Source organism: Bacillus sp. FSL R9-9834 (assembly GCF_038006905.1).
Lineage (GTDB): Bacteria > Bacillota > Bacilli > Bacillales > Bacillaceae_G > Bacillus_A > Bacillus_A pacificus.
The window spans coordinates 3,775,483-3,802,308 of the sequence record NZ_JBBOWD010000001.1 but is presented as its reverse complement, the minus strand read 5'-3'; the positions used below and the strand labels follow the sequence as shown (position 1 = coordinate 3,802,308).

Genomic DNA, 26,826 nt, shown 5'->3' with positions numbered 1-26,826 from the left:
GTATAAAAAATTAGTTGGTGCGAACCTTATAAAGGGTTCGTTTTTTCTGTGAACAGTATAGATCGGAGTGTTTAAACATGCAAGAAGTATGGAAAGACATCGATGCACACGCCAAACAGTGGATTCGGGATGCGGGAGAGCGTTTAATGGCATCAATGAAAAAAGCACTTATTATAGAAACAAAATCAAATGCAGCTGATTTAGTAACAAATATGGACCGAGAAATAGAGCAGTTTTTAATTGGGAAAATTAAAGAAACATTCCCACATCATCATATTTTAGGTGAAGAGGGCTATGGAGACGAGGTAACTTCTTCTGACGGGGTTGTTTGGTTAATTGATCCAATTGACGGCACGATGAACTTTGTTCACCAAAAAAGAAATTTTGCAATTTCAATTGGAATTTATGAGAACGGTATCGGAAAGATTGGACTTATTTATGATCCAGTTCATGATGAATTATATCATGCGTTAAAAGGGGCTGGAGCATTTTGTAATGAAGTACCAATACCTTTATTACAAAAAGGTACTGTAGAGCAAGGTATTGTAGCTTTAAATGCGATATGGCTTACCGACAATCCATTGCTTAATATGGAAAGTATGATGGCACTTGTTAAGAAAGCAAGAGGCACGAGATCATATGGCTGTGCAGCATTAGAGATGGTATACGTTGCAACTGGAAGAATCGATGCATATGTAACGCCTAGATTATCACCATGGGACTTTGGTGGGGGACAGATAATTGTAGAGGAAGTTGGAGGCAAGGTAACAACATTCTCCGGAGCGCCACTTTCTATCGTAGAGAAGAGTAGCGTATTAGTTGCGAAGCCAGGGGTGTATGAAGAAGTGTTATCGTTTATATCCAAGTAACAAAAAAAGTAAGAGGCTGTATACAGGCTTCTTACTTTTTGACGTTATTGCGATTTACGCATTTTTCTTTTTGTTACAAAACCGTATCCAACTGTAACAAATGTGCCGATAATGCAAATAATAATACCGATTGGACTATTTTCAGCAATCATAATGCCGATACCGATTAAGAAAATAACACCGATAATTGCAGTTAATAAAAAGCGATATTGAATGTGTTCCATTTCTTCACCCTCCAATCTCATTTTACTTTCACAAAAGTAAGAATACAACTATATTTTCATTCTTGATTTTATTTTAATTGCTATTGTATCCCCTTCGCTCTTATAATAGAGAAGGATTAAAAAGACATTAGGAGTTGGACATGTTGAAAAAACGACAAGATTTACGTAATATAGCAATTATTGCCCACGTTGACCATGGTAAAACAACACTTGTTGACCAGTTATTACGTCAAGCGGGGACTTTCCGTGCGAACGAACACGTTGAAGAGCGCGCAATGGATTCAAATGATCTAGAAAGAGAGCGCGGTATTACAATTTTAGCGAAAAATACTGCGATTCACTATGAAGATAAAAGAATTAACATTTTAGATACACCAGGTCACGCTGACTTCGGTGGAGAAGTAGAACGTATTATGAAAATGGTTGATGGTGTTTTACTTGTTGTTGATGCATATGAAGGTTGTATGCCACAAACACGATTTGTTTTAAAGAAAGCTCTTGAGCAAAACTTAACTCCAATCGTAGTTGTAAATAAAATTGACCGTGACTTCGCTCGCCCTGATGAAGTAGTTGATGAAGTAATTGACTTATTCATCGAACTTGGTGCAAACGAAGATCAATTAGAGTTCCCAGTTGTATTTGCATCAGCAATGAACGGAACAGCAAGCTTAGATTCAAACCCAGCAAATCAAGAAGAGAATATGAAATCATTATTTGATACAATTATTGAACATATTCCTGCACCAATTGATAACAGCGAAGAGCCACTTCAATTCCAAGTAGCACTTCTTGATTACAACGACTATGTTGGACGTATTGGAGTTGGACGCGTATTCCGCGGTACAATGAAGGTTGGACAACAAGTTGCTTTAATGAAAGTAGACGGAAGCGTAAAACAATTCCGCGTAACAAAATTATTTGGTTACATGGGATTAAAACGTCAAGAAATTGAAGAAGCAAAAGCTGGAGACTTAGTAGCTGTTTCTGGTATGGAAGACATTAACGTTGGTGAAACAGTATGCCCAGTTGAACATCAAGATGCGTTACCATTATTACGTATTGATGAGCCAACACTACAAATGACGTTCCTTGTAAATAACAGTCCATTTGCAGGTCGTGAAGGTAAATACATTACATCTCGTAAAATTGAAGAGCGTCTTCGTTCACAATTAGAAACAGATGTAAGTTTACGTGTAGATAATACAGAGTCTCCTGATGCATGGATCGTATCTGGACGTGGGGAACTACATTTATCTATCTTAATTGAAAACATGCGTCGTGAAGGTTATGAACTACAAGTATCTAAGCCAGAAGTAATTATTAAAGAAGTTGATGGCGTAAGATGTGAGCCTGTAGAGCGTGTACAAATCGATGTACCTGAAGAATACACTGGTTCTATTATGGAATCTATGGGTGCACGTAAAGGTGAAATGTTAGATATGGTGAATAACGGAAACGGTCAAGTTCGCCTTACTTTCATGGTTCCAGCACGTGGTTTAATTGGTTACACAACAGAATTCTTAACATTAACTCGTGGTTACGGTATTTTAAACCATACATTCGATTGCTACCAACCAGTACACGCTGGACAAGTTGGTGGACGTCGTCAAGGTGTTCTAGTTTCACTTGAAACAGGAAAAGCATCACAATACGGTATTATGCAAGTTGAAGACCGTGGTGTAATCTTCGTTGAACCAGGTACAGAAGTATATGCTGGTATGATTGTCGGAGAACACACTCGTGAGAATGACTTAACAGTTAACGTTGTGAAAATGAAACAACAAACTAACATTCGTTCTGCGACGAAAGATCAAACTTCAACAATGAAAAAACCACGCTTAATGACTTTAGAAGAATCATTAGAGTACTTAAACGATGACGAGTTCTGTGAAGTAACTCCAGAATCCATTCGTTTACGTAAAAAGATTCTTGATAAGAGCGAACGTGAAAGAGCTGCTAAGAAAAAGAAATCTGTAGAAGCGTAAAATAGTAAAACAGCTACCTTTAATTAAGGTAGCTGTTTTTTTATGTTTATTTTTTAGAATATTTACTCTTTTTGTGGACAGTATTTTTTTCACAGGTTACTCTTGTATTAAGTACATAAAGAAAAATGGTTTGATTTATGAGGAAGGGGGATAAATAGTGTTAGAAAGAATGTCGTTTTTTGCGAAGTTATGTAAAGTTGATGAAAATCCAGAACTAGGGATGTGGTTACTGTATGGCGTCATTATTATATTAAGTGCACTTGTGTATAATTTAGGTTTTGCAAGAAAGCTATCTATAATAAAAAATATAGTGATATATATATCGTTAGCGATTGGGTGTACAGTGTTAACTTTCTTTGCAGTTTTTTTACCTGTTGGAGAGGGGCTTGTTGTAGCAGCAATTGTACTTGGGATTTATAGGTTGAGATTACGTCAAGCAAGACAACAAAAAGCAGGATGAGGGGGGAAGCTTTATGCGTTCCGTACAAGATGCGTTATATAATTGGTTAACAATTAAAACAGTTGCCGAAGCACGTCCGGATGATAGTGCTGCAAAAGAAACGTATTTGTTATTTCAAAATATGATATATGAAGAACATAAATTGAGAAATGTGGAAGTTAAGAAGAACGAGGAAATGTATGTAGTTACATATGAAATAAATGGAGAAAGAAAATCTGCAAGGTTTCCATTAGAAGCTATTGATTGTTTTTTGGATCAAATGAATCGCGAACCTGAAAAATATAAATAAGTCCTTTATCATATTGATAAAGGACTTATTTATATTTTACCAATCGTCTTCGACTTTTTTATCACGATATAATCGAAAATTACCACTTGCATGACGTTCCATCGTACGTTCAGCAATTCGTTCCGAACATTCCATGCACATATATGTATGAATAGGGCGATTACGCAGTTTTTTTGCCATAGGATTTTCATCATCTAACATATCTTTTTTATCACAAATCATACATTTGACTCTCATTTCGTCACCTCAATACGAATTCTATCAGTATAAGTATATCATGGAAGTGTAATGTTTTTGAATAATAGCGGGAAAAAATAATATTTTCGCAATTCAAAAAATAGGTTATGATAAGGATATATGAAGTATATTTGGAGGTGGAAATATGGCGAATGTAGTAGAGCCCACATTAACGGATGATTTAGTACAAACGTTACGTAAAGAGTGTATTGTTATGGTAGCAACAACAGATTTTGAAAAACAAGTTCCTAACGTAAGTGCTATTTCTTGGGTGTATGCAGTGAGTAAAACTAGTATTCGATTTGCAGTAGATCAACGTTCACGTATTGTGGAAAATATAAGACATAGTACTGGAGTGGTATTGACTATAATGGCGAATGAATCCGTATTTTCCATAAGTGGTGCAGGTGAAATTTTGACTGATAGAATGGAAGGCATTCCTTTAAAATTGACTGTAATAGAAGTAAATGTACAAGAAGTACGTGATGTTATGTTTTATGGTGCAAAACTTGCAATTGAACCAACATATGAAAAAACGTATGATCTTCGTGCAGCTAAAAAGCTCGATAACCAGGTGTTAGTAGGAATGAAAGAATTATAAATGTGATAAATAAGAAAGTCAGTTATTAACTTTTGTAATTACTTATTGTGATTTTATGTTAATAATTATAATTAAAAGTAATATATTGAATAGAAATGAATAAAAAATAAATAAAAGGTTTAATGGCTATAAATTTCGATTCTACCTCGTTTATACGGTACATATAATTATAACAATGGTTCGTCCATATTTTATGGATGAAACCCTTGTTCTACAAATTTAAAAGTGGAGTCAGGGGGTAACAGGTTGGATAAAATTTATGTGTTAGATACGAATGTACTTTTGCAGGATCCTTTATCTATTTTTTCATTTGAAACCAATGAAGTAGTGATTCCAGCAGTTGTATTAGAAGAGGTTGATTCGAAAAAACGTTATATGGATGAAGTAGGACGAAACGCTCGTTATGTATCTAAGTTAATAGACAAATTTCGTGAAATAGGAAAACTGCATGAAAGTATTCCGCTAGAAAACGGCGGTACATTTCGTATTGAATTAAATCATCGTTCGTTTGTCCAACTACAAGATATTTTTGTAGAAAAAACAAATGATAATCGAATTTTAGCTGTAGCAAAAAATCTATCTTTAGAAGAACAAGAAAAAGAGGACGGGAAGTCTGTTATTTTAGTAAGTAAAGACGTGCTCGTAAGGGTAAAAGCAGATGCAATAGGTTTAAAGGCGGAAGATTATTTAAGTGATCGGGTTATTGAAGTGGAAAATATATATTCAGGATTTTTAGAAGGATATATATCAAAAGAACAATTGGATTATTTTTATGAAAAAGGCGAATTGCCTTTATCCGAAATTGCAAATCATCCTTTTTATCCAAATCAGTTTGTAGTAATGAAAGATGCGTTAGGTGGATCTAGTTCAGCACTAGGTATTGTGGATCATTTAGGTAAGAAGGTAAAGAAACTTATTTTTCATAATGAACAAGTATGGGGAATACGACCACGAAATGTGCAGCAAATTATGGGATTAGAATTGTTGCTTCGTGAAGATATTCCGCTAGTCACGCTAACAGGGAAAGCTGGTACAGGAAAGACATTACTAGCTTTAGCTTCGGGGCTCATGCAAACGGAAGATTTAGGGTTATACAAAAAACTACTCGTTGCACGGCCAATTGTTCCAGTTGGGAAAGATATCGGTTATTTACCGGGAGAAAAAGAAGAAAAGTTAAGACCGTGGATGCAACCGATTTTTGATAATCTAGAGTATTTATTTAATACGAAAAAACCAGGAGAGTTAGATGCTATTTTAGCTGGAATGGGTTCGATAGAAGTAGAAGCTCTTACGTATATACGCGGGAGAAGTATTCCAGATCAATTCATTATAATTGACGAAGCACAAAATTTAACGAAGCATGAAGTGAAAACGATACTAACGAGGGTAGGAGAAAAAAGTAAAATCGTATTAATGGGAGATCCTCAGCAAATTGATCATCCGTATTTGGATGAGTATAATAACGGTTTAACATATGTTGTAGAGAAATTTAAAGAGCAACGTATTAGTGGTCATGTGAAATTTGTAAAAGGGGAGCGATCTAATTTAGCTCAACTAGCAGCAGATTTATTATAAAAAGGAGTGAGCTGAAGCTCACTCCTTTTCTTTAAATAATTGTAAATTTGCGGATGTTACGGATTGGATTTTGTCTATTAGATCCATCATTGTAATATAAATGAACAGGTCCATCTTCTTTTAATGGTTTTCCTTCTTTTGAAAAACCAAGAATAGCATGTTTGACAGTTTCTAATGGAAGCGTTATTGTATCATCTACTGTTTCGATCTCGACTTGCGTAGCGTCATCTGAAATTTCGGCGTTAGCAAGAAAAGGTTGAAATGGTATACCGAACGTTCCAGTAATTAGCTGTTCTTTTTTAAATTTCTTTACACTTTGTTGTATCGGCGGGAAAGCAGCACCATCACGGATTTCGCGATCCCAATGTTCCGAAGTGTTTTTTAAATAAGCTTCTAGTTCTGAAGTGTTTTCTCTCGTTTCATCAAAGTAAGTTGTCAAATCTACTTTTCGATCATCAAAGATCCAAACGGTTGGATCGATAGTGATTGGAAAACGAACTTTTCCATTAATAAATAAAATTTCGCTCATTGTTGTTCCCTCATTTGTGTTATACTCCCACTTTTCAGTATAATAGTATTAGACACTATTGTCACAAAAAATGTTTCTATTGCAATTTATTAAAACTATCGCTAATATTAATAGATAGGAGAGAGTAGGACGGAAACGGAGGGAATCAATTTGGCGTCTGAGACAGTATCAAATCATCAGGAAAAGGCACTAGCCCTTCTACAAGCGGATGCGGAGAAGATTTTAAGACTTATTAAGGTGCAAATGGACCATCTTACAATGCCGCAATGTCCATTATATGAAGAAGTGTTAGACACACAAATGTTTGGACTATCCCGCGAAGTCGATTTTGCAGTTCGCCTTGGTCTTATTTCAGAAGAACAAGGGAAAGCAATGTTAGGAGAGCTTGAACGTGAGTTATCTGCACTTCATGAAGCATTTACAAACAAACAACAATAACGGGTTCAAATAAGGGGGCTCAAACTGAAAAAGTTTGAGCTTTTTATTTGTATAATAAAGCAGGAAGAATCAATGTACATATGGAATACAACAATAATTAAATTGAAACAGAGAGAGGAAATGAAATGAAAAGAGTATGGAAATCAATGGATTATTCATTATTACTTCCTCTTGTTATCTTATGTGTGTTGGGAGTTATAATGGTATATAGTTCTAGTTCCATTGTTGCGATTTCGTCAAGATATAACTGGCCAGCAGATTACTTTTTTAAAAAACAATTATTGGCCCTTGCTATTGGGACGGTAATACTAGTGATTGTCGTTATAATTCCTTACAAATTTTGGAGGAAAGGAATGGTTCTAGCTGCGATGGGGCTAGGGAGTCTTGTCTTACTAGCAGCGGCCTATCTTTTCGGTAAGGAAATCAATGGTGCAAAAGGATGGATACTGGGTATACAACCTGCCGAGTTTGCTAAAATAGCTGTTATTATTACGCTAGCAAGTTTTTTTGCTAAGAAACAAGAGAGGCAAACTCCTTTTTTACAAGGGATTATCCCCCCTATAGCTGTTGTCGGTGGATCGATGGTATTAATTTTATTACAAAAGGACTTAGGGACTGACCTATTAATAGGTGGAACAGTGTTAATTATGTTCTTCTGCTCAGGAGTTAATGTTAACTTGTGGATAAAAAGATTCTTTTTAACTTCTATCATATGGATTCCAGCATTGTATTTTATTGGGAGTTATAAATTGAAAGCTTACCAAAAAGCTCGATTTTCAGTTTTTCTTGATCCATTTAACGATCCTCAAAATGATGGATTCCAATTAGTTAATTCGTTTATTGGAATTGCCTCAGGTGGGTTAAATGGTAGAGGATTAGGGAATAGTATACAAAAGTATGGCTACTTACCAGAGCCGCAAACGGATTTCATTATGGCAATTATATCTGAAGAACTAGGTTTTATAGGTGTAGCTATCATTTTAATCTGTTTATTACTTATTATTATTCGTTCGTTTAGAGTAGCACAAAAATGTAAAGATCCATTTGGAAGTTTAATTGCAATCGGAATTGCAAGTTTAATTGGCATACAAACTTTTGTTAATGTTGGTGGTATGTCAGGATTAATACCGCTTACAGGAGTACCTTTACCGTTTATTAGTTATGGCGGTAGTTCCTTGTTGGCTAATCTGATCTCGATGGGTATATTATTAAATATTGCTAGTCATGTGAAACGACAAGAGAAACAGCAAAATGAGGAAATGAAAGAAAGAGAACAAGATGGACCACGTCTTGTAGTTGTAAAATAAAACACATTGTGCTTTAGAGCATGATGTGTTTTTTTATTTTTAAGTAGTTTTTAAATATGATGTATTAATTTCTCTTTCAGGTAAAAGGGTATATCACATTAATCCAAAAGTGATATACAATTAAGTTGTTAGAAAAGGAAGAGGTATGCTATACTATTTTTGTGAGACAAATTGCTCAGAAAACTTATCATTTGTTAAAAAATAAGGTATGATGGATAAAAATAAAGTGAAGCTTTCTAAGTATAATATAATGTAGAAAGTGAAGAACTTCACGCTCTTTATGGTGTGTATATATTTTATCTCTAGAGTGGTAGGAAAGTAGAGGGGGAAAATCATGACAAAGCTGCAACGTATTCAAAAAGTATTGGTAGCTAACCGTGGAGAGATTGCAATTCGTGTGTTTCGAGCTTGTTCGGAACTGGGATTAAAAACAGTTGCAATCTATTCTAAAGAGGATAGTGGTTCTTATCATCGTTATAAAGCCGATGAATCCTATTTAGTTGGGGAAGGAAAAAAGCCAATTGATGCTTATCTAGATATTGAGGGCATTATTGAGATTGCGAAAAGTAATCATGTAGATGCAATCCACCCTGGATATGGTTTCTTGTCAGAAAATATTCAATTCGCAAAACGTTGTGAAGAAGAAGGGATTATCTTTATCGGTCCAAAAAGTAAGCATTTAGATATGTTTGGAGATAAAGTAAAAGCAAGAACACAAGCGCAGCTAGCACAAATTCCAGTTATTCCTGGTAGTGATGGGCCAGTAGATTCATTAGAAGAAGTCGAAGAATTTGCTGAAAAGTATGATTACCCGATTATTATTAAAGCTTCCCTTGGCGGTGGCGGTCGTGGTATGCGTATTGTACGTACTAGTGAAGAATTAAGAGAATCGTATAATCGAGCAAAGTCAGAAGCGAAAGCAGCCTTTGGTAATGATGAAGTATACGTAGAAAAATTCGTTGAAAAACCTAAACATATAGAAGTTCAAATTTTAGCAGATGAAGAGGGCAATGTTGTTCATTTATACGAGCGAGACTGTTCTGTACAACGTCGTCATCAAAAAGTAGTAGAAATTGCACCTAGTGTGTCGCTTTCAGATGATTTGCGTCAGCGTATTTGTGATGCTGCTGTGAAATTAACGAAAAATGTAAATTATTTAAACGCAGGAACAGTTGAATTTCTTGTAAAAGATGATAATTTCTATTTCATTGAAGTAAATCCGCGTGTTCAAGTAGAACATACAATTACAGAAATGATTACAGGAGTCGATATCGTTCAATCACAAATTTTAATAGCTGATGGACATGCATTACATAGCAAATTGGTAGGTGTTCCAAAGCAAGAGGAAGTTGTTGTACATGGATTTGCAATACAATCTCGAGTAACGACTGAGGATCCACTAAATAATTTCATGCCGGATACAGGAAAAATTATGGCATATCGATCAGGTGGTGGCTTTGGAGTTCGTCTTGATACAGGTAATAGTTTCCAAGGTGCTGTTATTACACCGTACTATGATTCTTTACTTGTAAAAGTTACAACATGGGCGCTTACTTTTGAACAAGCTGCTGCAAAAATGGAACGTAACTTAAAAGAATTCCGTATTCGTGGTATTAAAACGAATATTCCATTCCTAGAGAATGTAGTAAAACATAAAAACTTCTTATCAGGGGAATATGACACTTCATTTATTGATGCGTCACCTGAACTATTCTTGTTCTCGAAACGTAAAGACCGAGGAACGAAAATGTTAAATTACATCGGGACAGTAACAGTAAATGGCTTCCCAGGAGTAGGGAAAAAAGAGAAACCAATTTTCCCAGATGCTCGTATACCGAATGTATTACACTCAGAGCCAATCCAAAATGGAACGAAACAAATTTTGGATGAGCGTGGAGCAGACGGATTAGTAAAATGGGTACAAGATCAAAAACGTGTACTTTTAACGGATACAACATTCCGTGATGCGCATCAGTCATTACTTGCAACGCGTATTCGTACAAAAGATTTACACCAAATTGCAGAGCCGACAGCGAGAATGTTACCGAACTTATTCTCAGCAGAAATGTGGGGCGGTGCGACGTTTGATGTTGCATATCGTTTCTTAAAAGAAGATCCGTGGGAACGATTACTAGATCTTCGTGAAAAAATGCCAAATGTTTTATTCCAAATGTTACTTCGTTCTTCAAACGCGGTTGGTTACAAAAACTATCCGGATAATTTAATTCAAAAGTTTGTGGAGTGTTCTGCTCAAGCTGGAATTGATGTGTTCCGTATTTTTGATAGCTTAAACTGGGTAGAAGGTATGAGAGTTGCGATTGATGCTGTACGAGATACTGGTAAAATTGCAGAAGCAACTATGTGTTACACAGGGGATATTCATGATCCGTTACGTAGTAAATATGATTTAAATTACTATAAAAATTTAGCAAAAGAATTAGAAGCATCAGGAGCTCACATTTTAGGTATTAAAGATATGGCGGGCTTACTAAAACCAAATGCAGCATATGATTTAGTTTCAGCATTAAAAGAGACGGTATCGATTCCGATTCACCTGCACACACACGATACGAGTGGAAATGGTATATTAACGTATACGAAAGCAATTGAAGCAGGTGTTGACATTGTCGATGTAGCAGTAAGTTCTATGGCTGGTCAAACGTCACAACCAAGTGCGAACACGCTATACTATGCGTTAGGTGGAAACGAAAGACAGCCAGATGTTAATATAGATTCATTAGAAAAATTATCTCATTACTGGGAAGATGTACGTAAATACTACGCACCGTTTGAAAGTGGTATGAATGCTCCTCATACAGAGGTATATATGCACGAAATGCCAGGCGGACAGTATAGTAATTTACAACAACAAGCGAAAGCGGTTGGCTTAGGCGATCGTTTCGATGAAGTGAAAGTAATGTACCGCCGTGTGAATGACATGTTTGGTGATATTGTTAAAGTAACGCCATCATCTAAAGTTGTCGGTGATATGGCATTATTCATGGTTCAAAATCACTTAACAGAACAAGATGTTTTAGAGCGTGGACATTCTATGGACTTCCCAGGATCTGTTGTTGAAATGTTCTCTGGAGATTTAGGACAACCATATGGTGGTTTCCCGAAAAAGTTACAAGAAATTATTTTAAAAGGGAAAGAACCATTAACAGTAAGACCAGGTGAATTATTAGAACCAGTAGATTTCGACGCGTTAAAAGAAGAGCTATTCCATAAACTTGGACGCGAAGTGACGATGTTTGATGTAGTTGCATATGCATTATATCCAAAAGTATTTATGGATTACGAAAAAGTTGCTGAGATTTATGGAAATGTATCTGTGCTTGATACACCGACATTCTTCTATGGTATGAGACTTGGTGAAGAAATCGATGTGGAAATTGAACAAGGTAAAACATTGATGGTTAAACTAGTATCAATTGGAGAGCCTCAGCCAGATGGAAATCGTGTTCTTTACTTGGAGTTTAACGGTCAACCACGTGAGATTGTTGTGAAAGACGAAAGTGTGAAAGCGACAGTTGCACAACGTGTGAAAGGAAACCGTGAAAATCCAAACCACATTAGCGCAACAATGCCAGGAACGGTTATTAAAGTAGTTGTAAAAGAAGGCGATGAAGTGAAAAAAGGCGATTCTATGGCAATTACAGAAGCGATGAAAATGGAAACGACAGTTCAAGCGCCGTTTAATGGTAAAGTGAAAAAAGTATATGTTAACGATGGAGATGCAATTCAAACGGGTGACTTACTCATTGAATTAGATCATTAAAATAAAAAAGGGTTGTGGAAACACAGCTCTTTTTTATTACGAAAAAATACCTTGCCAATTCGGGCAAGGTATTTTCATTTATTTTGTTTGTTTAGAAGTTGATGCAGCTTCTTTTGCATTCACTTTACTTCTTGTACCTAACATAACTAAATAGCATAGTACAGCAAACAAGCAAGAAATGAATAGTGAATGTAATAATGCCATTGATAAACTAGCATTTGTAAATACGACTAAAATTCCTACGATAGCTTGAAGTGTAACAAGGATAAATGAGATGATCCATCCCCAGTATACGACAGGCTGCTGTTTGTAATGGCGGATAGCGAGAATCATTGCGTATAGTATCCAAGCGAAAATTAACATTGCTGCAACTCTATGTCCCATTTGAACCCATTCATGTAATTGAGTTGGCATAGGTCTATTTTTGCTACATAAAGGAAAGTCTGGACAGGCTAAGCTAGCTCGTTCGTGACGTACTAAAGCCCCTGTGTAGACGACAATATAACTGTAAATTGTTACACCATAAATATGAAATTTCATTTTTTTGTCCATAATAAGTGAACGTGCATCAAATTTTTGGTCGATTTCAAAGATAAGACACGTTAATAAAATGACAGAAGCAAATGAAATTAAGGAAATACCGAAATGGATAGCAAGTACAGCTGGCATTTGCCCCCAAACAACCGCTGCGGCTCCCATTAATGCTTGTGCAACTAAAAATACGAAGGATAAAATTGCTAACGTTTTTGTTTCGCGCACATGTTTATAATATTTCCAGGACAAAATACAAAGGAGAGTGACAAGAATTCCTGCTGATCCTGATGTAAGGCGATGACTTAGTTCAATAATAGTTTCCATTGATAAATTAGATGGAACAAATTCACCGTTACAAAGTGGCCATGATTTACCGCATCCTTGGCCAGAGCCTGTTTTTGTAACTAAGGCGCCTCCTAATAAAACTATTAATAAATCAAGACTCGTAATGACTGCTAACCATTTAATAAAGCGTTGCAATCTCTTTCACCATCTTTCTGCTATGAAGTTATTGCGAAATATTTTCATTCCATTATGTATAGAATAAAACGCGCTAGTTCCTATGATATATAAAAAATAATAAAATAGCAAAGAAATGGAGGGGGAAGACAGGGAAGAGAAAACGGGTGTGGAAATAAGGTTTATAAGGAAATTTTTAGGTGAAAAATAGGCTATTTTGAAAAGAAATGGGGAGAATACGTGTTAAATATGACAAAAAAGTTTATTATAGAAGGTAACATCATGTTATGATATGGATAAGTAACAATTAAGTTTTTTATGTTCGACACAAAAAGTTCATGTTTTCTTCACAAAATGTTCGGGAAATATGATTTAATATATTGGAGTATGGGCGTAGATTAGTAGTAGAATGGGTTAACAATGTTTCTACTGTAATAATATTGCTATATAGAAGCGAAATATTTCAATTTGAAATAGGCGCAAAAAGAAAGATGAAAGTTTTAAGAGGGGGTTAAAGTGATGAACCATGCAACAAGTGAGCTGCATGATGAGTCTGCTGTTACAAGCGTACCGGAAACAACTCGGTTACAAGATTTAAAAGCGCTCGTTAAAATGGGGATTGTAAACTCAAATACACTTACTGTATTTACAGGATTTTGGTTGGCATTACACTTTAATGGATTAAGTGTAATGGACAATCTGGATAAGTTATTCTTTACAATCGTTGGTTCTGGATTAGTTATGGCAGGGGTATGTTGTTTAAACAACTACATTGATCGAGACATCGATCCATTAATGGAAAGAACAAAGACCCGTCCAACGGTTACTGGAAAGTATAAACCAGGATTTGCACTTACATTTGGACTAGTTATATTACTTCTTGGTTTTGTATTTTTATTATTAACAACACCAATGGCAGTCTTAATGGGATTTATTGGTGCTTTCACATATGTTGTTCTATATAGTTTATGGACAAAGAGAAAGTATACACTAAATACTGTTGTAGGTAGTATATCTGGTGCAGTTCCACCTTTAATTGGATGGGCAGCAATCGATCCATCTTTAGGCCATCCAATTGCTTGGATGTTATTTTTAATTATGTTTATTTGGCAAATCCCACATTTCCTTGCATTAGCAATGAAACGTGTTGATGAATATCGAAACGCAGGAATTCCAATGCTTCCTGTAGTTCATGGATTTGAAATTACGAAACGCCAAATTATGATTTGGACAGTATGTTTATTACCACTACCATTTTATATGAGTGGACTAGGGATAACATTTATGGTAATTGCAACACTGCTTAACATCGGATGGATCGTTTTAGGTTTTTATGGCTTCCGTAAGAAAGATGACATCAAATGGTCCGTGCAAATGTTTGTTTATTCCCTAAATTATTTAACAATCTTATTTGTATCAATGATTGTAGTTACATTCTTCTAAGACAACGACATAATTGGATTTCTTTACGTTGAGATTTACTTTACTTAACTATAAAGTACAATCTAATTCACAAGGAAAGTGGGGGTTGTTTGTATGAAGAAACAGTGGCGACTGCTTTCGTTCGTTTCACTGCTGGCTTTACTGTTAGGGGGATGCGGTAAAGCCTTTCAATCTACTTTAATTCCGCAAGGAGAGGTAGCAAAAATGCAATACGATCTGCTCTTACTAGCAAGTGCGATCATGGTAGGAGTAGTACTAGTAGTTACTATTATTTTCTTATATGTAATTGTGCGTTTCCGACAAAAGAAAGGTCAGGAAGATTATATTCCGGAGCAAGTTGAAGGGAATCACAAACTAGAAATTATATGGACAGTTATTCCGATTATTCTTTTGCTAATCTTAGCTGTTCCGACGGTTACATATACATTCAAACTTGCTGATGTAAGTGCGATGGAGAAAAAGAATATTGATAAAGATACTATCGTTGTTGATGTAACAGCGAATCTTTATTGGTGGGAATTTTCTTATAAATCAGAAAAGATAGTAACTTCTCAAGATTTAGTCATCCCCACAGGTAAGAAAGTGTATTTGAATTTGAAGGGTGCCGATATTAAACATTCGTTTTGGGTTCCATCTTTAGCTGGGAAAATGGATACAAATACAGATAATGTAAACAAAATGTGGTTAAAGGCAGATAAATCGGGCACTTATAATGGTTTTTGTACAGAATTTTGCGGCCCATCACATTCTTTAATGCAATTCAAAGTGAAAGCTTTAGATGAAAGCGAGTACAAAAAGTGGCTTGCTGATATGAAGAAAATTGATGGGAAGAAAGAAGTAGCTTCAACAAAGGCGCAAGAAGGCCAAGAAATATTTAATAAAAGCTGTATTGGTTGTCACGCAGTTGGATCTAATGATAGTAGACCACCTTCCGCTCGTATCGCACCAAACTTAGCAAACTTTGCGGATCGCGATACAGTTGCCGGCATTGCTGAAAACAATGAAGAAAACTTAAAAAAATGGCTGAAAGATCCTGAAAATATGAAACCAGGAAATAAAATGACTGGTAAATATGGCAACTTAACAGACGATCAAATTGATGCATTAAATGCATATTTACAAACGTTAAAAGTTGAAAAGTAAAGAGGGATTATTCGCGAAGGGGAGGTTGAAAACGTGAGTTCTGTAGCAAAAAAACAGGGGATGGGTGCTGTCATATGGGATTATTTAACGACAGTAGACCATAAAAAGATTGCCATTCTCTATTTAATTGCAGGTGGATTGTTTTTTATAATAGGCGGAATAGAAGCTCTATTTATTCGCCTTCAATTAGCGATTCCTAACAACGCTTTTCTTGTTGGGGATGCTTATAATCAAGTATTAACTATGCACGGTACAACAATGATTTTCCTCGCAGCTATGCCACTCGTGTTTGCATTTATGAACGCCGCTGTACCACTTCAAATTGGTGCACGTGATGTAGCGTTCCCGTTTTTAAATTCACTCGGATTTTGGTTATTTTTCTTTGGTGGAGTATTTTTAAATTTAAGTTGGTTTTTAGGTGGAGCACCTGATGCAGGATGGACATCTTATGCATCTTTAGCTTTAGCCTCTAAAGGCCATGGTGTTGATTTTTATGTGCTTGGCTTGCAAATCTCCGGTATAGGTACATTAATTGGAGGTATTAACTTCCTTGTAACCATTATTAATATGCGTGCGCCAGGGATGACGTATATGCGTATGCCGATGTTTACATGGACGACATTTGTAACATCTTCATTAATATTATTTGCTTTTCCGCCGTTAACTGTAGGATTAGGACTTTTAATGTTAGACCGCTTATTTGGAACAAGTTTCTTTAATCCAGCACTGGGCGGGAATACAATTATATGGGAGCACTTATTCTGGATTTTCGGTCATCCAGAAGTATACATTCTTATACTCCCAGCTTTCGGAATATTCTCAGAAATCTTCGCGACGTTTTCGAAAAAACGATTATTTGGTTATTCGTCGATGGTGTTTGCGACAGTATTAATTGGATTTTTAGGGTTTATGGTATGGGCGCATCATATGTTTACTGTTGGGCTTGGTCCAGTTGCAAATGCTATTTTCTCAGTTGCAACAATGGCGATTGCGGTTCCGACCGGTATTAAAATATTCAACTGGCTCTTTACAATGTGGGGCGGAAGTATTCGTTTTACGACACCGATGATGTGGGCAGTAGCCTTCATTCCATCATTCGTAATGGGAGGAGTTACAGGTGTTATGCTAGCATCTGCACCAGCTGATTATCAATTTCATGATAACTATTTCGTAGTAGCTCACTTTCATTATGTAATTGTCGGTGGTGTTGTATTTGGTTTACTTGCAGGAGCCCATTATTATTGGCCACTGATGTTTAATAAAGTATTGAATGAAACGTTAGGAAAGATAACATTTTGGTTATTCTTTATCGGTTTCCATTTAACGTTCTTCATTCAGCATTTCCTTGGCTTAATTGGTATGCCACGTCGTTACTACACATATCTTGAAGGTCAAGGGTTGGAAATGGGCAATATGATTAGTTCTATTGGAGCGGTATTTATGGCTCTTGGAACGATTGTTCTTCTATTCAATGTAATTAAAACAACAGTATCAAAAGAAAAGGCTGGTCGTGATCCGTGGGATGGACGTACATTAGAATGGACAATGCCAGCACCTACACCAGAATATAACTTTAAACAATTACCATTTGTTCGCGGGTTAGATCCGTTTTGGATTGAAAAACGTGAAGGGAATAAAGAGATGACAGCGGCGGAACCAGTGGGTGATATTCATATGCCAAATCCATCATTTTCACCATTTATCATTTCTTTAGGATTGTTTATAGCGGCATTCGGTGCAATGTATATGCAGGGTGGAAGAGATAAGTTTTGGTTATTAGTAGCAATTATCGGTTTAATTATTACGTTTGGTACAATGTTCCTACGTTCAGTAATTGATGATCATGGATATCATATTCATAAAGAAGATTTAGAAGATAAGGGGGGCAAGGCGTAATGCATGTAGATGAAAAATTAACGAATGAAACATTTCCAGCAGAGCCTGAAAAAGCAACCCTTGAGGGGAAAAATAAGTTTGTCGGTTTTTGGTTATTTCTTGGAGGCGAAACAGTATTGTTCGCTTCCTTATTTGGCACATATTTAGCGTTAAAGAATTCTACAAATGGCGGACCAACATCTCAAGAGATGTTCCAAATGCCACTCGTTTTCATTATGACGATGCTTTTATTAACGAGTAGCTTAACGAGCGTATATGCGATGTATCATATGAAAAACTTTAATTTTAAGAAAATGCAACTTTGGCTACTGGTAACAGTGCTGCTAGGATTAGGGTTTTTAGGGTTTGAGATCTATGAGTTTTACCATTATACACATGAATTTAAGCATACTATGAGAAGTAGTGCATTTGGTTCTGCGTTTTATGCTCTTGTTGGTACACATGGACTCCACGTATTGTTTGGATTGTGTTGGATTTTAACATTAATCTTTAGAAATGCGAAGAGAGGTCTAAATTTATACAATGCACCGAAGTTTTATGTTGCATCAATTTATTGGCATTTTATTGACGTAGTTTGGGTGTTTATTTTCACTGTAGTATATTTAATGGGAATGGTGGGATAAACAATGGCGATAAAGCAAACGAATAATCCTAAAGTTGATCTCGTTTACCGGAAGAGGAAAAGTGCGGAGGAAATGAAGCATCAAGTTATTACATTTGCATTAATGATATTTTTAACATTAGTTGCATTTGTAGCAGTAGCATATCCGAAAACTTTCAGTCCGATTTTCTCAGTACCATTTATTTTACTATTAGCGGTGGTACAAGTAATTTTTCAATTGTACTATTTTATGCATATGAGTCATAAAGGACATGAAGCAGCGAGTTTCTTTCTTTATTCTGGTCTGCTAATCGGGTTAATTACAATTTTAGCTTTTATGACAATCGTGTGGATTTGAAAAGTGAAGAGGGAGCTTGTGTTGCCACAGCTCCCTCTTCATATTATGTGAAAAGATAACCTGAAGAAGGTAGGTGTGACAATGAGTAACTTGTGGATATTTGGTTTTCAAGCGCTATGGAGTCCAATCTTTTTATTATTTATGCTTTCGATCCTCATTGGGTATTTTTTAATTATTGGGCCATATAGAATGCGATTTGAACATGCGACAAAGGTAAGTAAGAAGCAAGTTTTTTATTTTACGACCGGGATTGTTCTTTTGTATTTTGTAAAGGGAGGGCCTATTGATTTAATTGGTCATATTATATTTAGTGCACATATGTTTGAAATGGCAGTTATGTATATTGCCGTTCCGCCGTTATTGTTGCTTGGTATACCAGTTTGGTTATATCGTTATATTACTTCTTTTAAGTTCGTTCAAATTATATTGAAGATATTTACTAAGCCACTTATCGCATTGTTTGTATTTAATGGCCTGTTTTCTTTTTATCATTTACCAGTTGTTTTTGATACAGTAAAACAAAGTCAAATTGCTCATCCTATTTGTCTCGCTATATTGTTCTTTACGGCAATCATGATGTGGTGGCCGATGCTAAATCCATTACCAGAATATCAAACGTTAAGTGATATAAAGAAACTTGGTTATATGTTTGCTAATGGTATATTATTAACGCCAGCTTGCGCGTTAATTATTTTTGCGACGGCACCGTTGTTTGCAACGTATACGGATCCAGCTGCTTGGATGAAGGCGATGGAATTATGTGTACCAGCGGGAACTTTATCTGATTTAAATATAACTGGACCAGAATTTTTACACTGGATGCCTGTTTTACAAGACCAACAAACAGGCGGCATCATTATGAAAATTGTCCAGGAAATAGTGTACGGTACGATTATTGGTTATGTTTTCTTTCGATGGGCGCGTCGAGAGCGTGAAAAGGATAAAGAGCAGTTACAACAATTGCCGCCGTATTTACAAACGAAGTAAAAAGTGTATGGGTTTCCATACACTTTTTTAGTTTTACTAAACTCTAATAGATTGAATTTTCTAATTATTTATGTTAAGTTAGTGTAGGCATGTACTAAAAGTGGATATAAGATTTACTACTAGCTTTAATGCATAATAATTCCATGTGTAGTACAAGTTTTTTAGAGAGTTACAAATTTATATTGTTATCTTTAATAAAACAAGGACTATTTTAAGGGGGAATTTAAATGGGTAGTAGTGGAAGTATGGTAAAGCCAATTAGTGGTTTTTTAGCAGCATTAATACAATATCCAGTACCGGTAGTAGAGTCACGTGCAGACATTGATAAACAAATTAAACAGATCATAAAAACAATTCATTCAACTAAAGCAGGGTATCCTGGATTGGAATTGATAGTATTTCCAGAATATAGTACGCAAGGGCTTAATACAAAAAAATGGACTACAGAAGAGTTTTTATGTACGGTCCCTGGGCCAGAAACAGACTTGTTTGCTGAGGCATGTAAAGAGTCTGAAGTATATGGTGTTTTTTCTATAATGGAAAGAAATCCTGATGGTGGAGAACCGTATAATACAGCAATAATTATTGATCCACAAGGTGGTGCGACACGTTCCTAAGTGAAAAGCTTAGGCATTGTCGAACTTACAGTTCAACAGTGAACTGTCATTCCAAGAAGTCAAATGATAGGGTAACGCCTTGAAGGGCTTCCTTTAATACTCCGACATGCAGTGAAGTTAGCAAGAACTGAACTGTATGAAGCTCGGTGAAGTCGGTTGAGAGTTACCGTAATCCTATAGGATACGAAAGTCACTCAGAGGTGGGTGGTGTAACCTATAAACCGGAAGTCTATAAATTACCTATGGTTAGTATGCACTATGAACCAATAGAGTATGGTATGTGCGGACGAATCTCTGATGGTACGGGTCTATATCGGAAGTAAGTCGAAAGGCTTACTGACACAATTAGTGTCGCTACTGTGGATGAGTAAAACTCGCCTTTATGAAAGTCCATATATTGTTACAGGCAATATCAAGGTAGCAGGCTCATAGGAGAAACCTAACGGTATATGCACAGATAGGAATGACGGAACGTGGTAAGCTGTCAACACTGAGGGCTTGCTTCCGATGAAGTGGTTCTAGGGAAAACAATTGTAAATTGTATAACCTAGGTTTATGACAGTGAAAGTGGTGGCACAGTACCTATGAAACGTGTAATGAACGTGGAGGGATAGCCACTAGTCGATTGAAAACTGACTGTTACTTATGGTTGACATGGTTTCGAGTAAGACTAAAGAGATGTAAACCTCCAGTAAATAAGGGGAGGTTACAGCCCATGTTAAAGAAAACTAAACTAAGGCACAGTGAATATTACGACATGCAAAGAAAGTATGATGAGTTATATTCTAATAGCCTTAATGGTAACAATTTCTATAAATTAATTGATATTATCGGTTCGGAAGAAAATATTAGATTAGCATACCGCAACATCAAAACTAATAAGGGGAGTAACACGGCTGGAGTTGACAATTTAACCATTAAAGATATTTGGCACCTAAACGATACAAAGATTATTCATGAAGTTAGGAAACGATTAAATAACTATCAACCACAAGCAGTTAAAAGAGTCCTTATCCCAAAAGAGGGCAGTGATAAGAAGCGACCCCTGGGGATTCCAACAATTTGGGACAGATTAGTACAACAATCTATCCTCCAAGTATTGGAACCTATTTGTGAAGCTAAGTTTCATAACCATAGTTATGGATTTAGACCGAACAGAAGTACACACCATGCACTAAGTAGAGTTGTAAGTCTTATTAACATAGGTCACCAACACTACTGTGTTGATATTGACATTAAGGGGTTCTTTGATAATGTATGCCACAAAAAGCTATTAAGGCAAATGTGGACTCTGGGAATAAGAGACAAATCACTTCTATGTGTTATTTCAAAAATCCTTAAATCTGAGATAGAAGGAGAGGGTATTCCCAATAAGGGTACTCCGCAAGGAGGAATTATTTCTCCTTTACTTTCCAACATTGTTCTAAATGAACTTGATTGGTGGATAAGTAGCCAATGGGAAACCTACAAACCTCACAGAATCTCTACTCGGCATTTAGGGTTTCGACAATATGCTAGGAAGTACACGAATCTAAAATGTGGTTATGTAGTGAGATACGCGGATGACTTCAAAATAATGTGTCGGACTTATGATGAAGCACAACGCTTTTATCATGCGACAGTTGATTTTCTCAAATCCCGCTTGGGATTAGAAATTAACCCCAAAAAGTCCAAAGTGGTTAATCTCAAGAAAAACTCGTCAGTTTTCCTTGGATTCAAAATCAAAGTGGTTAAACAAGGTAAAGCTAAATTTGGATATATTGCAAAAACCAGTATGTCCGACAAAGCTATTACAAAAGCTAAAAGACAACTAAAAGAACGAATCAAAGGAATTCAAAAGGAGCCCACTTCAGAGAAAGTTACTCAATTTAATTCAACCCTTCTTGGTATACAAAATTACTTTAAATATGCGGTTACAATTTACATGGATTTAACGGAGGTAAATTACTCTCTGCGAAGAGTCATAAGAACCAGACTTAGAAACAATATGAAGCACATGAAGTTCTGTGAAACATCTGTGAATTTTAAAAGGAAGACCAAAGGAATACAACCTAACACTAAGATTTACGTTGTACAGAACACTCCACTCTTACCAGTTACAGGAATACATCATAAAAACCCGTGGAATTTTTCGCAGGTTATCTGTAACTATACGGAAACGGGGCGTAATAAAGTACATAGTAATCTTAAGGCAATACCTAAGGATGTTCTCAACCAAGTTATGAGGACTTATTCGAAGAATAAAAGTATTGAGTACAACGATAATAGGATATCAAAATACGTTGCTCAATATGGTAAGTGTTATGTAACTGGTGAGGAAATTGGTATTGAACGTGTTCATTGTCATCACATTGTTCCCATTAAACAAGGTGGGGATGACAAGTACAACAACTTGGTAATTGTAGATTGGTTTATACACAAACTGATTCACATGACGAATCTTAATAAGATTACACATTACCTTCGGTCTTTTAAACTTAACAAGAAACAAATGGATAAACTGAATGTGCTAAGAACTAAAGCTGGAAATGAACCGATAGTAACATAATTTGATTTTAAAGTCAGTTGGAAACGATGGAACGCCGTATGCTAGGAAACTAGCACGTACGGTGTGAGGTGGGGGAAAAGGTGGAGATTACATCAAAGCCTTACCTATCATCATAAATGATTTTGAAGTATCGTAAGCTAAATCCTTGGGTGCCAGTTGAACCTTGGAAGGCTGGAGATTTAGGTTTACCTGTTTGTGATGGACCAGGAGGAAGTAAATTAGCTGTTTGTATTTGTCATGATGGTATGTTTCCTGAAGTAGCTCGTGAAGCAGCTTATAAAGGTGCAAATGTCTTGATTCGTATTTCTGGATATAGCACACAAGTTAGTGAACAATGGATGTTAACTAATCGTTCGAATGCATGGCAAAATTTAATGTATACATTGTCGGTGAACTTAGCCGGTTATGATGGTGTATTTTATTATTTTGGTGAAGGACAAGTATGTAATTTTGATGGGACTACTTTAGTGCAGGGACACCGAAATCCTTGGGAGATTGTTACTGCTGAAGTATATCCAGAGCTAGCAGATCAAGCTAGATTAGGATGGGGTCTCGAAAATAATATATATAATTTAGGTTCAAGGGGATATGTAGCGACTCCTGGTGGGGTGAAAGAAAACCCATATACGTTTGTAAAAGATTTAGCTGAAGGTAAATATAAGGTTCCTTGGGAAGATGAGATTAAAGTAAAGGATGGAACTATTTATGGGTATCCAGTCAAAAAGACGATTCATTCTTAAGTAAGATAAATAGAACAAGCGCATCATATTGATGCGCTTGTTCTATTTACTCAATGATTTGGAATTCTTTTAACTCTTTTTCGACATTTTGTAGGAGTTGTTCGCTTTTTTGAAGTACATTCGTTGGGAAAATTTCACCATCACCATATTCAACGCCGTGAGGATAATAGTGTTTACCTAATAAGGGAGGAAGTAGCTTTATTTCAGCGTGTCTACTACCAATGTCACCTTCAACAGCTAAACCTTGTACACGTAAATAATAAACATCATTTAATATTTCGAATTTATAATCGTATGTAACTCGTTCATAATCCCACTGTCCAGCAAGTACAAAATGGTTCTTTTCCATAATCTCTGTTAATAGTGTTAAATCAACGACTGCCCCATTAAATTTCGTATTTGTAAATTGCATAAAATACCTCCTTTTTTAATGTTACACCATTATTTTTATAATAGTATGAATAATAAGAAAGTGCAATTCATATTGAGAGAAAAGGGATAATCCAGACTTTTTTTGCAAAAATATGATATAGTGAAAAGAGTACGGTACACACAAAAAAAGGAAAGAAAAGGATTTGTGTATATCTCAATTTTATGTTTTGTGCAGGAGGTATATCGATTGAAGAAATTATTGCGTATCGTAATGATTACAATTTTAATTTTAGCTGTTGATTTATACGGGAAATTACTCGTTTCACAATATATATTAACCCCATCTCAATCAAAGCAAGAAAATAAAATTGTGAAAAAGAAAAAACAAGTAAATGAAGACTCTTCCGATACGGTTTTAAATATGATTGGTGGGGACTCTGAAAATTTATTAGCAAAATGGGGCGAACCTTCTCGAATAGAACCATCTGCTTATGGATATGAATGGTGGGTATACAATCAAGATTTAGCTCAGTATGTTCAATTTGGGGTTGCTGAACGTAAAATTGTAACGGCGTATGTCGCTGGTGAGCAAGTTAAGGTGCCACCTTATTATATAAATGAAAAGTATGAAGATGTGTATAAAAAGAATCCACTTTCTCATGAGATTTCGTTAAAAAGAGGAAAGAATAGTTATCAATTTGAGTTATCTGATACCGAAGTGATGGAACAACCATTAGTACCAGTAGAAGATGGTTGGGCACAATTATATTTTGATCATTTTACGCATGAGCTTGTCGGTGTTCGTTATATGGATGACGAAACGTTATTGCGTCAAAGACCGTATCAGCTCGTTTATTCGGGTGAATTATTAGCAGAACAACCATTAACTCCAGATAAAATGAAACAAATAGAGAATGGGAATATGCAACAAATTTTTGATTTAACAAATATTATTCGAAGTCGTCATAATTTACCGTTATTAGCGTGGGACCAACAAACGGCAGAGGTGGCAATCGGTCATAGTAAAGATATGAAGGATAATAATTACTTTTCACACGATTCACCTACATTAGGTACGTTAGGAGATCGTTTACAGCGCGGGAAAGTAGGATTTCAACTTGCCGGTGAGAACATAGCGGCGCAACATAGTGATGGGGTTGCGGCATTGCAAGGTTGGTTAAATAGTGAGGGACATCGAAAGAATTTATTGAATGAACAATTTACAGGATTAGGTGTTGGCGTATACGATAAGTTTTATACACAAAATTTTATTCGGAAATAAAATGAAACTGTAAATTGTGGATGGGAATCTTCCCCTATGCAAATAGTAGGATAAAAAGGTGCATGAATCGTCTAAAAATAGGCGAACCATGCGCCTTTTTTTTCTTATTATATAGTAGATATACATGAAGAGGTGAGGATTATGCCGACAACAAAAGGACCGTTACATCCATCGGTTCAACAGTTTAAAGAGTTTGTAAACCATCACCCTAAAATGGTTCATGAAGTTCGAAGTGGTAATAAAACTTGGCAACAGTTTTATGAGGAATGGTACTTACTTGGTGAAGAAGATCCAATATGGGCAACTTTTAGACCGGATGGAGCGCCTGCTTTTTCTTCGGTAAAAGAAAAGAAAAAAGAAAAAGGAAAAGAAAAGGATACTCGAACTGAAGAGGAAAAAACTGCTGATGTGATGGGACAAATGCTTTCTTTCTTTAAAAAGTTAGACGTGGAACAAATGCAACATCATTTAGCCAATGTGACGAGTGCGATTGGTAGTGTGCAACAAGTTTTTCAACAATTTCAAGGAAAACGCACGCAGCAAGAAGAGAGTACTTCCGAAAATAATCCATTTTTCTTTCAGAAGGATTAGGAGGAAAGCGGATGAGAGCAGAAATTATGGAGTTTATAAAGGCTGATGAGGATTTATCTCGCTATATTAGGGAGCAACCTTACTGGTATAGAAAACTAACGCGAAACCCTGAAGAAAAAGAGGCATTTGAGTTAGCAGCTATGCAACATTTCAAAAAAACGATACCAGATAAAGTTGAGAAATTTCAAAATCAATTGGCAGTTGCTTCCATTATGATTGATATGTTTCAGTATATGAAGCAACAAAATGCAACATAATTGGAAGGGAAAACTATGTCCGTCATGCAGAACTTTTGATACAATAGAAGCGGATTATTTAAAAAGGAGTTGCAGCATGAGCATGACGGAAATTTGTTTAGTACGACATGGACAAACTGATTGGAATTTTCAAGAGATTATTCAGGGACGTGAAGATATTCCGCTTAATGAAGTGGGGAAGAAGCAAGCAAGTCAAAGTGCAGCTGCTTTGCAAGCGGAGGCATGGGATATAATTATAAGTAGCCCATTAATTAGAGCGCAAGAAACAGCTAAGGAAATTGCAGAGGCAACTGGATTACAATCAATTTTATTAGATGAGCGATTTGTTGAACGTAATTTTGGTGAAGCTTCTGGGAAGCCAGTTGCGACTGTTAGGGAATTAATTGCAGAAGGTAAAGTAGAAGGTATGGAGCAAGATGAAGAAATTGTAGCTCGTTGTTTTTCTGCGGTAAAAGACGTTGCAGAAACTCATTCTGGCAAACGTATTATTATTGTAGCCCATTCTCATGCGATAAAAGCAATTTTACATGCAATTGCTCCGGAAGATATTTCGTTTAAGACACCGTTAAAAAACGCATGTATTAGTTATGTGAATGAAAATAGTGGGAAGTGGGATGTTGTTAAATACAACATTGCGGAACATATTAATGTATAAATGCGTACTGAAATTATTAAAAAATAGTTAGAATGATATCTTTCTGTT

General features: G+C 36.0%; 25 protein-coding genes and 2 pseudogenes. 22 read left to right on the top strand and 5 right to left on the bottom strand.

All coding sequences use genetic code 11. From position 1 onward, the window contains the following. The first annotated feature begins 77 nt into the window (after positions 1-77). Complete coding sequence (locus MKY00_RS19690; protein WP_001158698.1) at positions 78-869, top strand: inositol monophosphatase family protein; 792 nt, start codon at positions 78-80, stop codon at positions 867-869. Positions 870-913: 44 nt separating this feature from the next. On the opposite strand, the gene MKY00_RS19685 is transcribed toward MKY00_RS19690, so the two are convergent. Further along, a complete protein-coding gene (locus MKY00_RS19685; RefSeq protein ID WP_000400127.1) occupies positions 914-1,093 on the bottom strand; it encodes a DUF5325 family protein in 180 nt (59 codons plus the stop codon). A 140-nt stretch (positions 1,094-1,233) separates the two neighbouring features. Here MKY00_RS19685 and typA point away from each other — a divergent pair, with 140 nt between their 5' ends. The 3 genes from typA (at position 1,234) to MKY00_RS19670 (ending at position 3,827) form a co-directional block, all read left to right on the top strand. Further along, entirely contained in the window at positions 1,234-3,078 is a 1,845-nt protein-coding gene (gene typA, locus MKY00_RS19680; protein ID WP_000914763.1) for a translational GTPase TypA, read from the top strand. A 157-nt stretch (positions 3,079-3,235) separates the two neighbouring features. Next, positions 3,236-3,538 (top strand): YlaH-like family protein, encoded by a 303-nt coding sequence (locus tag MKY00_RS19675; RefSeq protein ID WP_000893666.1) that lies wholly within the window; start codon positions 3,236-3,238, stop codon positions 3,536-3,538. 13 nt (positions 3,539-3,551) lie between these two features. Then, complete coding sequence (locus MKY00_RS19670; protein WP_001258149.1) at positions 3,552-3,827, top strand: hypothetical protein; 276 nt, start codon at positions 3,552-3,554, stop codon at positions 3,825-3,827. A gap of 36 nt (positions 3,828-3,863) precedes the next feature. Here the strand turns inward: MKY00_RS19670 and MKY00_RS19665 are convergent, their stop codons facing one another. Next, positions 3,864-4,064, bottom strand: coding sequence for a YlaI family protein (locus tag MKY00_RS19665; protein ID WP_001995040.1), 201 nt, complete (start codon positions 4,062-4,064; stop codon positions 3,864-3,866). 145 nt (positions 4,065-4,209) lie between these two features. Between MKY00_RS19665 and MKY00_RS19660 the strand changes: the two genes are divergently transcribed. Further along, on the top strand, positions 4,210-4,665 hold the full coding sequence (locus tag MKY00_RS19660; RefSeq protein ID WP_016718389.1) for a pyridoxamine 5'-phosphate oxidase family protein: 456 nt from the start codon (positions 4,210-4,212) through the stop codon (positions 4,663-4,665). A 246-nt stretch (positions 4,666-4,911) separates the two neighbouring features. Beyond that, positions 4,912-6,240 carry a PhoH family protein gene (locus MKY00_RS19655; RefSeq protein WP_000358083.1) on the top strand — a complete coding sequence of 443 codons (1,329 nt, stop codon included), beginning with the start codon at positions 4,912-4,914 and terminating at the stop codon, positions 6,238-6,240. Between the two features lie 31 nt (positions 6,241-6,271). Here the strand turns inward: MKY00_RS19655 and MKY00_RS19650 are convergent, their stop codons facing one another. Then, positions 6,272-6,769: a hypothetical protein gene (locus MKY00_RS19650; RefSeq protein ID WP_001289788.1), complete on the bottom strand. Its 498-nt coding sequence runs from the start codon at positions 6,767-6,769 to the stop codon at positions 6,272-6,274. A gap of 150 nt (positions 6,770-6,919) precedes the next feature. Between MKY00_RS19650 and MKY00_RS19645 the strand changes: the two genes are divergently transcribed. From MKY00_RS19645 to pyc, 3 genes are all read left to right on the top strand, one after another. After that, positions 6,920-7,207, top strand: a complete 288-nt coding sequence (locus MKY00_RS19645; protein ID WP_000135697.1) for a YlaN family protein — start codon at positions 6,920-6,922, stop codon at positions 7,205-7,207. Between the two features lie 125 nt (positions 7,208-7,332). Then, positions 7,333-8,514 carry a putative lipid II flippase FtsW gene (gene ftsW / locus MKY00_RS19640; protein ID WP_000832785.1) on the top strand — a complete coding sequence of 394 codons (1,182 nt, stop codon included), beginning with the start codon at positions 7,333-7,335 and terminating at the stop codon, positions 8,512-8,514. A 334-nt stretch (positions 8,515-8,848) separates the two neighbouring features. Beyond that, entirely contained in the window at positions 8,849-12,295 is a 3,447-nt protein-coding gene (gene pyc / locus MKY00_RS19635) for a pyruvate carboxylase (RefSeq protein WP_000164051.1), read from the top strand. 78 nt (positions 12,296-12,373) lie between these two features. Here the strand turns inward: pyc and ctaA are convergent, their stop codons facing one another. After that, positions 12,374-13,309 (bottom strand): heme A synthase, encoded by a 936-nt coding sequence (ctaA, locus tag MKY00_RS19630; protein ID WP_001188737.1) that lies wholly within the window; start codon positions 13,307-13,309, stop codon positions 12,374-12,376. Positions 13,310-13,807: 498 nt separating this feature from the next. Between ctaA and ctaB the strand changes: the two genes are divergently transcribed. From ctaB to MKY00_RS19585, 9 genes and pseudogenes are all read left to right on the top strand, one after another. Next, positions 13,808-14,731, top strand: coding sequence for a protoheme IX farnesyltransferase (ctaB, locus tag MKY00_RS19625; RefSeq protein WP_001015058.1), 924 nt, complete (start codon positions 13,808-13,810; stop codon positions 14,729-14,731). Positions 14,732-14,824: 93 nt separating this feature from the next. Continuing rightward, positions 14,825-15,874: a cytochrome c oxidase subunit II gene (coxB, locus tag MKY00_RS19620; RefSeq protein ID WP_000745271.1), complete on the top strand. Its 1,050-nt coding sequence runs from the start codon at positions 14,825-14,827 to the stop codon at positions 15,872-15,874. A 60-nt stretch (positions 15,875-15,934) separates the two neighbouring features. Next, entirely contained in the window at positions 15,935-17,770 is a 1,836-nt protein-coding gene (gene ctaD, locus MKY00_RS19615; RefSeq protein ID WP_175574685.1) for a cytochrome c oxidase subunit I, read from the top strand. Further along, positions 17,770-18,393 (top strand): cytochrome c oxidase subunit III, encoded by a 624-nt coding sequence (gene ctaE, locus MKY00_RS19610; protein WP_000557861.1) that lies wholly within the window; start codon positions 17,770-17,772, stop codon positions 18,391-18,393. The genes ctaD and ctaE overlap by 1 nt, the downstream gene beginning before the upstream one ends. 3 nt (positions 18,394-18,396) lie before the next feature. Continuing rightward, positions 18,397-18,729, top strand: a complete 333-nt coding sequence (ctaF, locus tag MKY00_RS19605; RefSeq protein ID WP_000985700.1) for a cytochrome c oxidase subunit IVB — start codon at positions 18,397-18,399, stop codon at positions 18,727-18,729. Between the two features lie 81 nt (positions 18,730-18,810). Further along, positions 18,811-19,716: a cytochrome c oxidase assembly factor CtaG gene (ctaG, locus tag MKY00_RS19600; RefSeq protein WP_000069015.1), complete on the top strand. Its 906-nt coding sequence runs from the start codon at positions 18,811-18,813 to the stop codon at positions 19,714-19,716. Positions 19,717-19,943: 227 nt separating this feature from the next. After that, positions 19,944-20,315 (top strand): annotated as a pseudogene (locus MKY00_RS19595) (nitrilase-related carbon-nitrogen hydrolase); the annotation flags it as partial. A gap of 733 nt (positions 20,316-21,048) precedes the next feature. Further along, entirely contained in the window at positions 21,049-22,881 is a 1,833-nt protein-coding gene (gene ltrA / locus MKY00_RS19590) for a group II intron reverse transcriptase/maturase (protein WP_000914978.1), read from the top strand. Positions 22,882-22,997: 116 nt separating this feature from the next. Beyond that, positions 22,998-23,621: pseudogene (locus tag MKY00_RS19585) on the top strand (formamidase); the annotation flags it as partial. Positions 23,622-23,667: 46 nt separating this feature from the next. Here MKY00_RS19585 and MKY00_RS19580 read toward each other — a convergent pair. Continuing rightward, entirely contained in the window at positions 23,668-24,033 is a 366-nt protein-coding gene (locus tag MKY00_RS19580) for a YugN family protein (RefSeq protein ID WP_001160939.1), read from the bottom strand. Positions 24,034-24,240: 207 nt separating this feature from the next. On the opposite strand from MKY00_RS19580, the gene MKY00_RS19575 reads away from it, so the two are divergent. The 4 genes from MKY00_RS19575 (at position 24,241) to MKY00_RS19560 (ending at position 26,778) form a co-directional block, all read left to right on the top strand. Continuing rightward, a complete protein-coding gene (locus MKY00_RS19575) occupies positions 24,241-25,275 on the top strand; it encodes a CAP domain-containing protein (protein ID WP_000735391.1) in 1,035 nt (344 codons plus the stop codon). A gap of 141 nt (positions 25,276-25,416) precedes the next feature. Beyond that, on the top strand, positions 25,417-25,866 hold the full coding sequence (locus tag MKY00_RS19570; protein ID WP_073530837.1) for a YlbD family protein: 450 nt from the start codon (positions 25,417-25,419) through the stop codon (positions 25,864-25,866). An 11-nt stretch (positions 25,867-25,877) separates the two neighbouring features. Continuing rightward, positions 25,878-26,123, top strand: coding sequence for a YlbE-like family protein (locus MKY00_RS19565; protein ID WP_001200990.1), 246 nt, complete (start codon positions 25,878-25,880; stop codon positions 26,121-26,123). Between the two features lie 82 nt (positions 26,124-26,205). After that, positions 26,206-26,778, top strand: a complete 573-nt coding sequence (locus MKY00_RS19560) for a histidine phosphatase family protein (protein ID WP_029141187.1) — start codon at positions 26,206-26,208, stop codon at positions 26,776-26,778. Positions 26,779-26,826 lie beyond the last annotated feature (48 nt).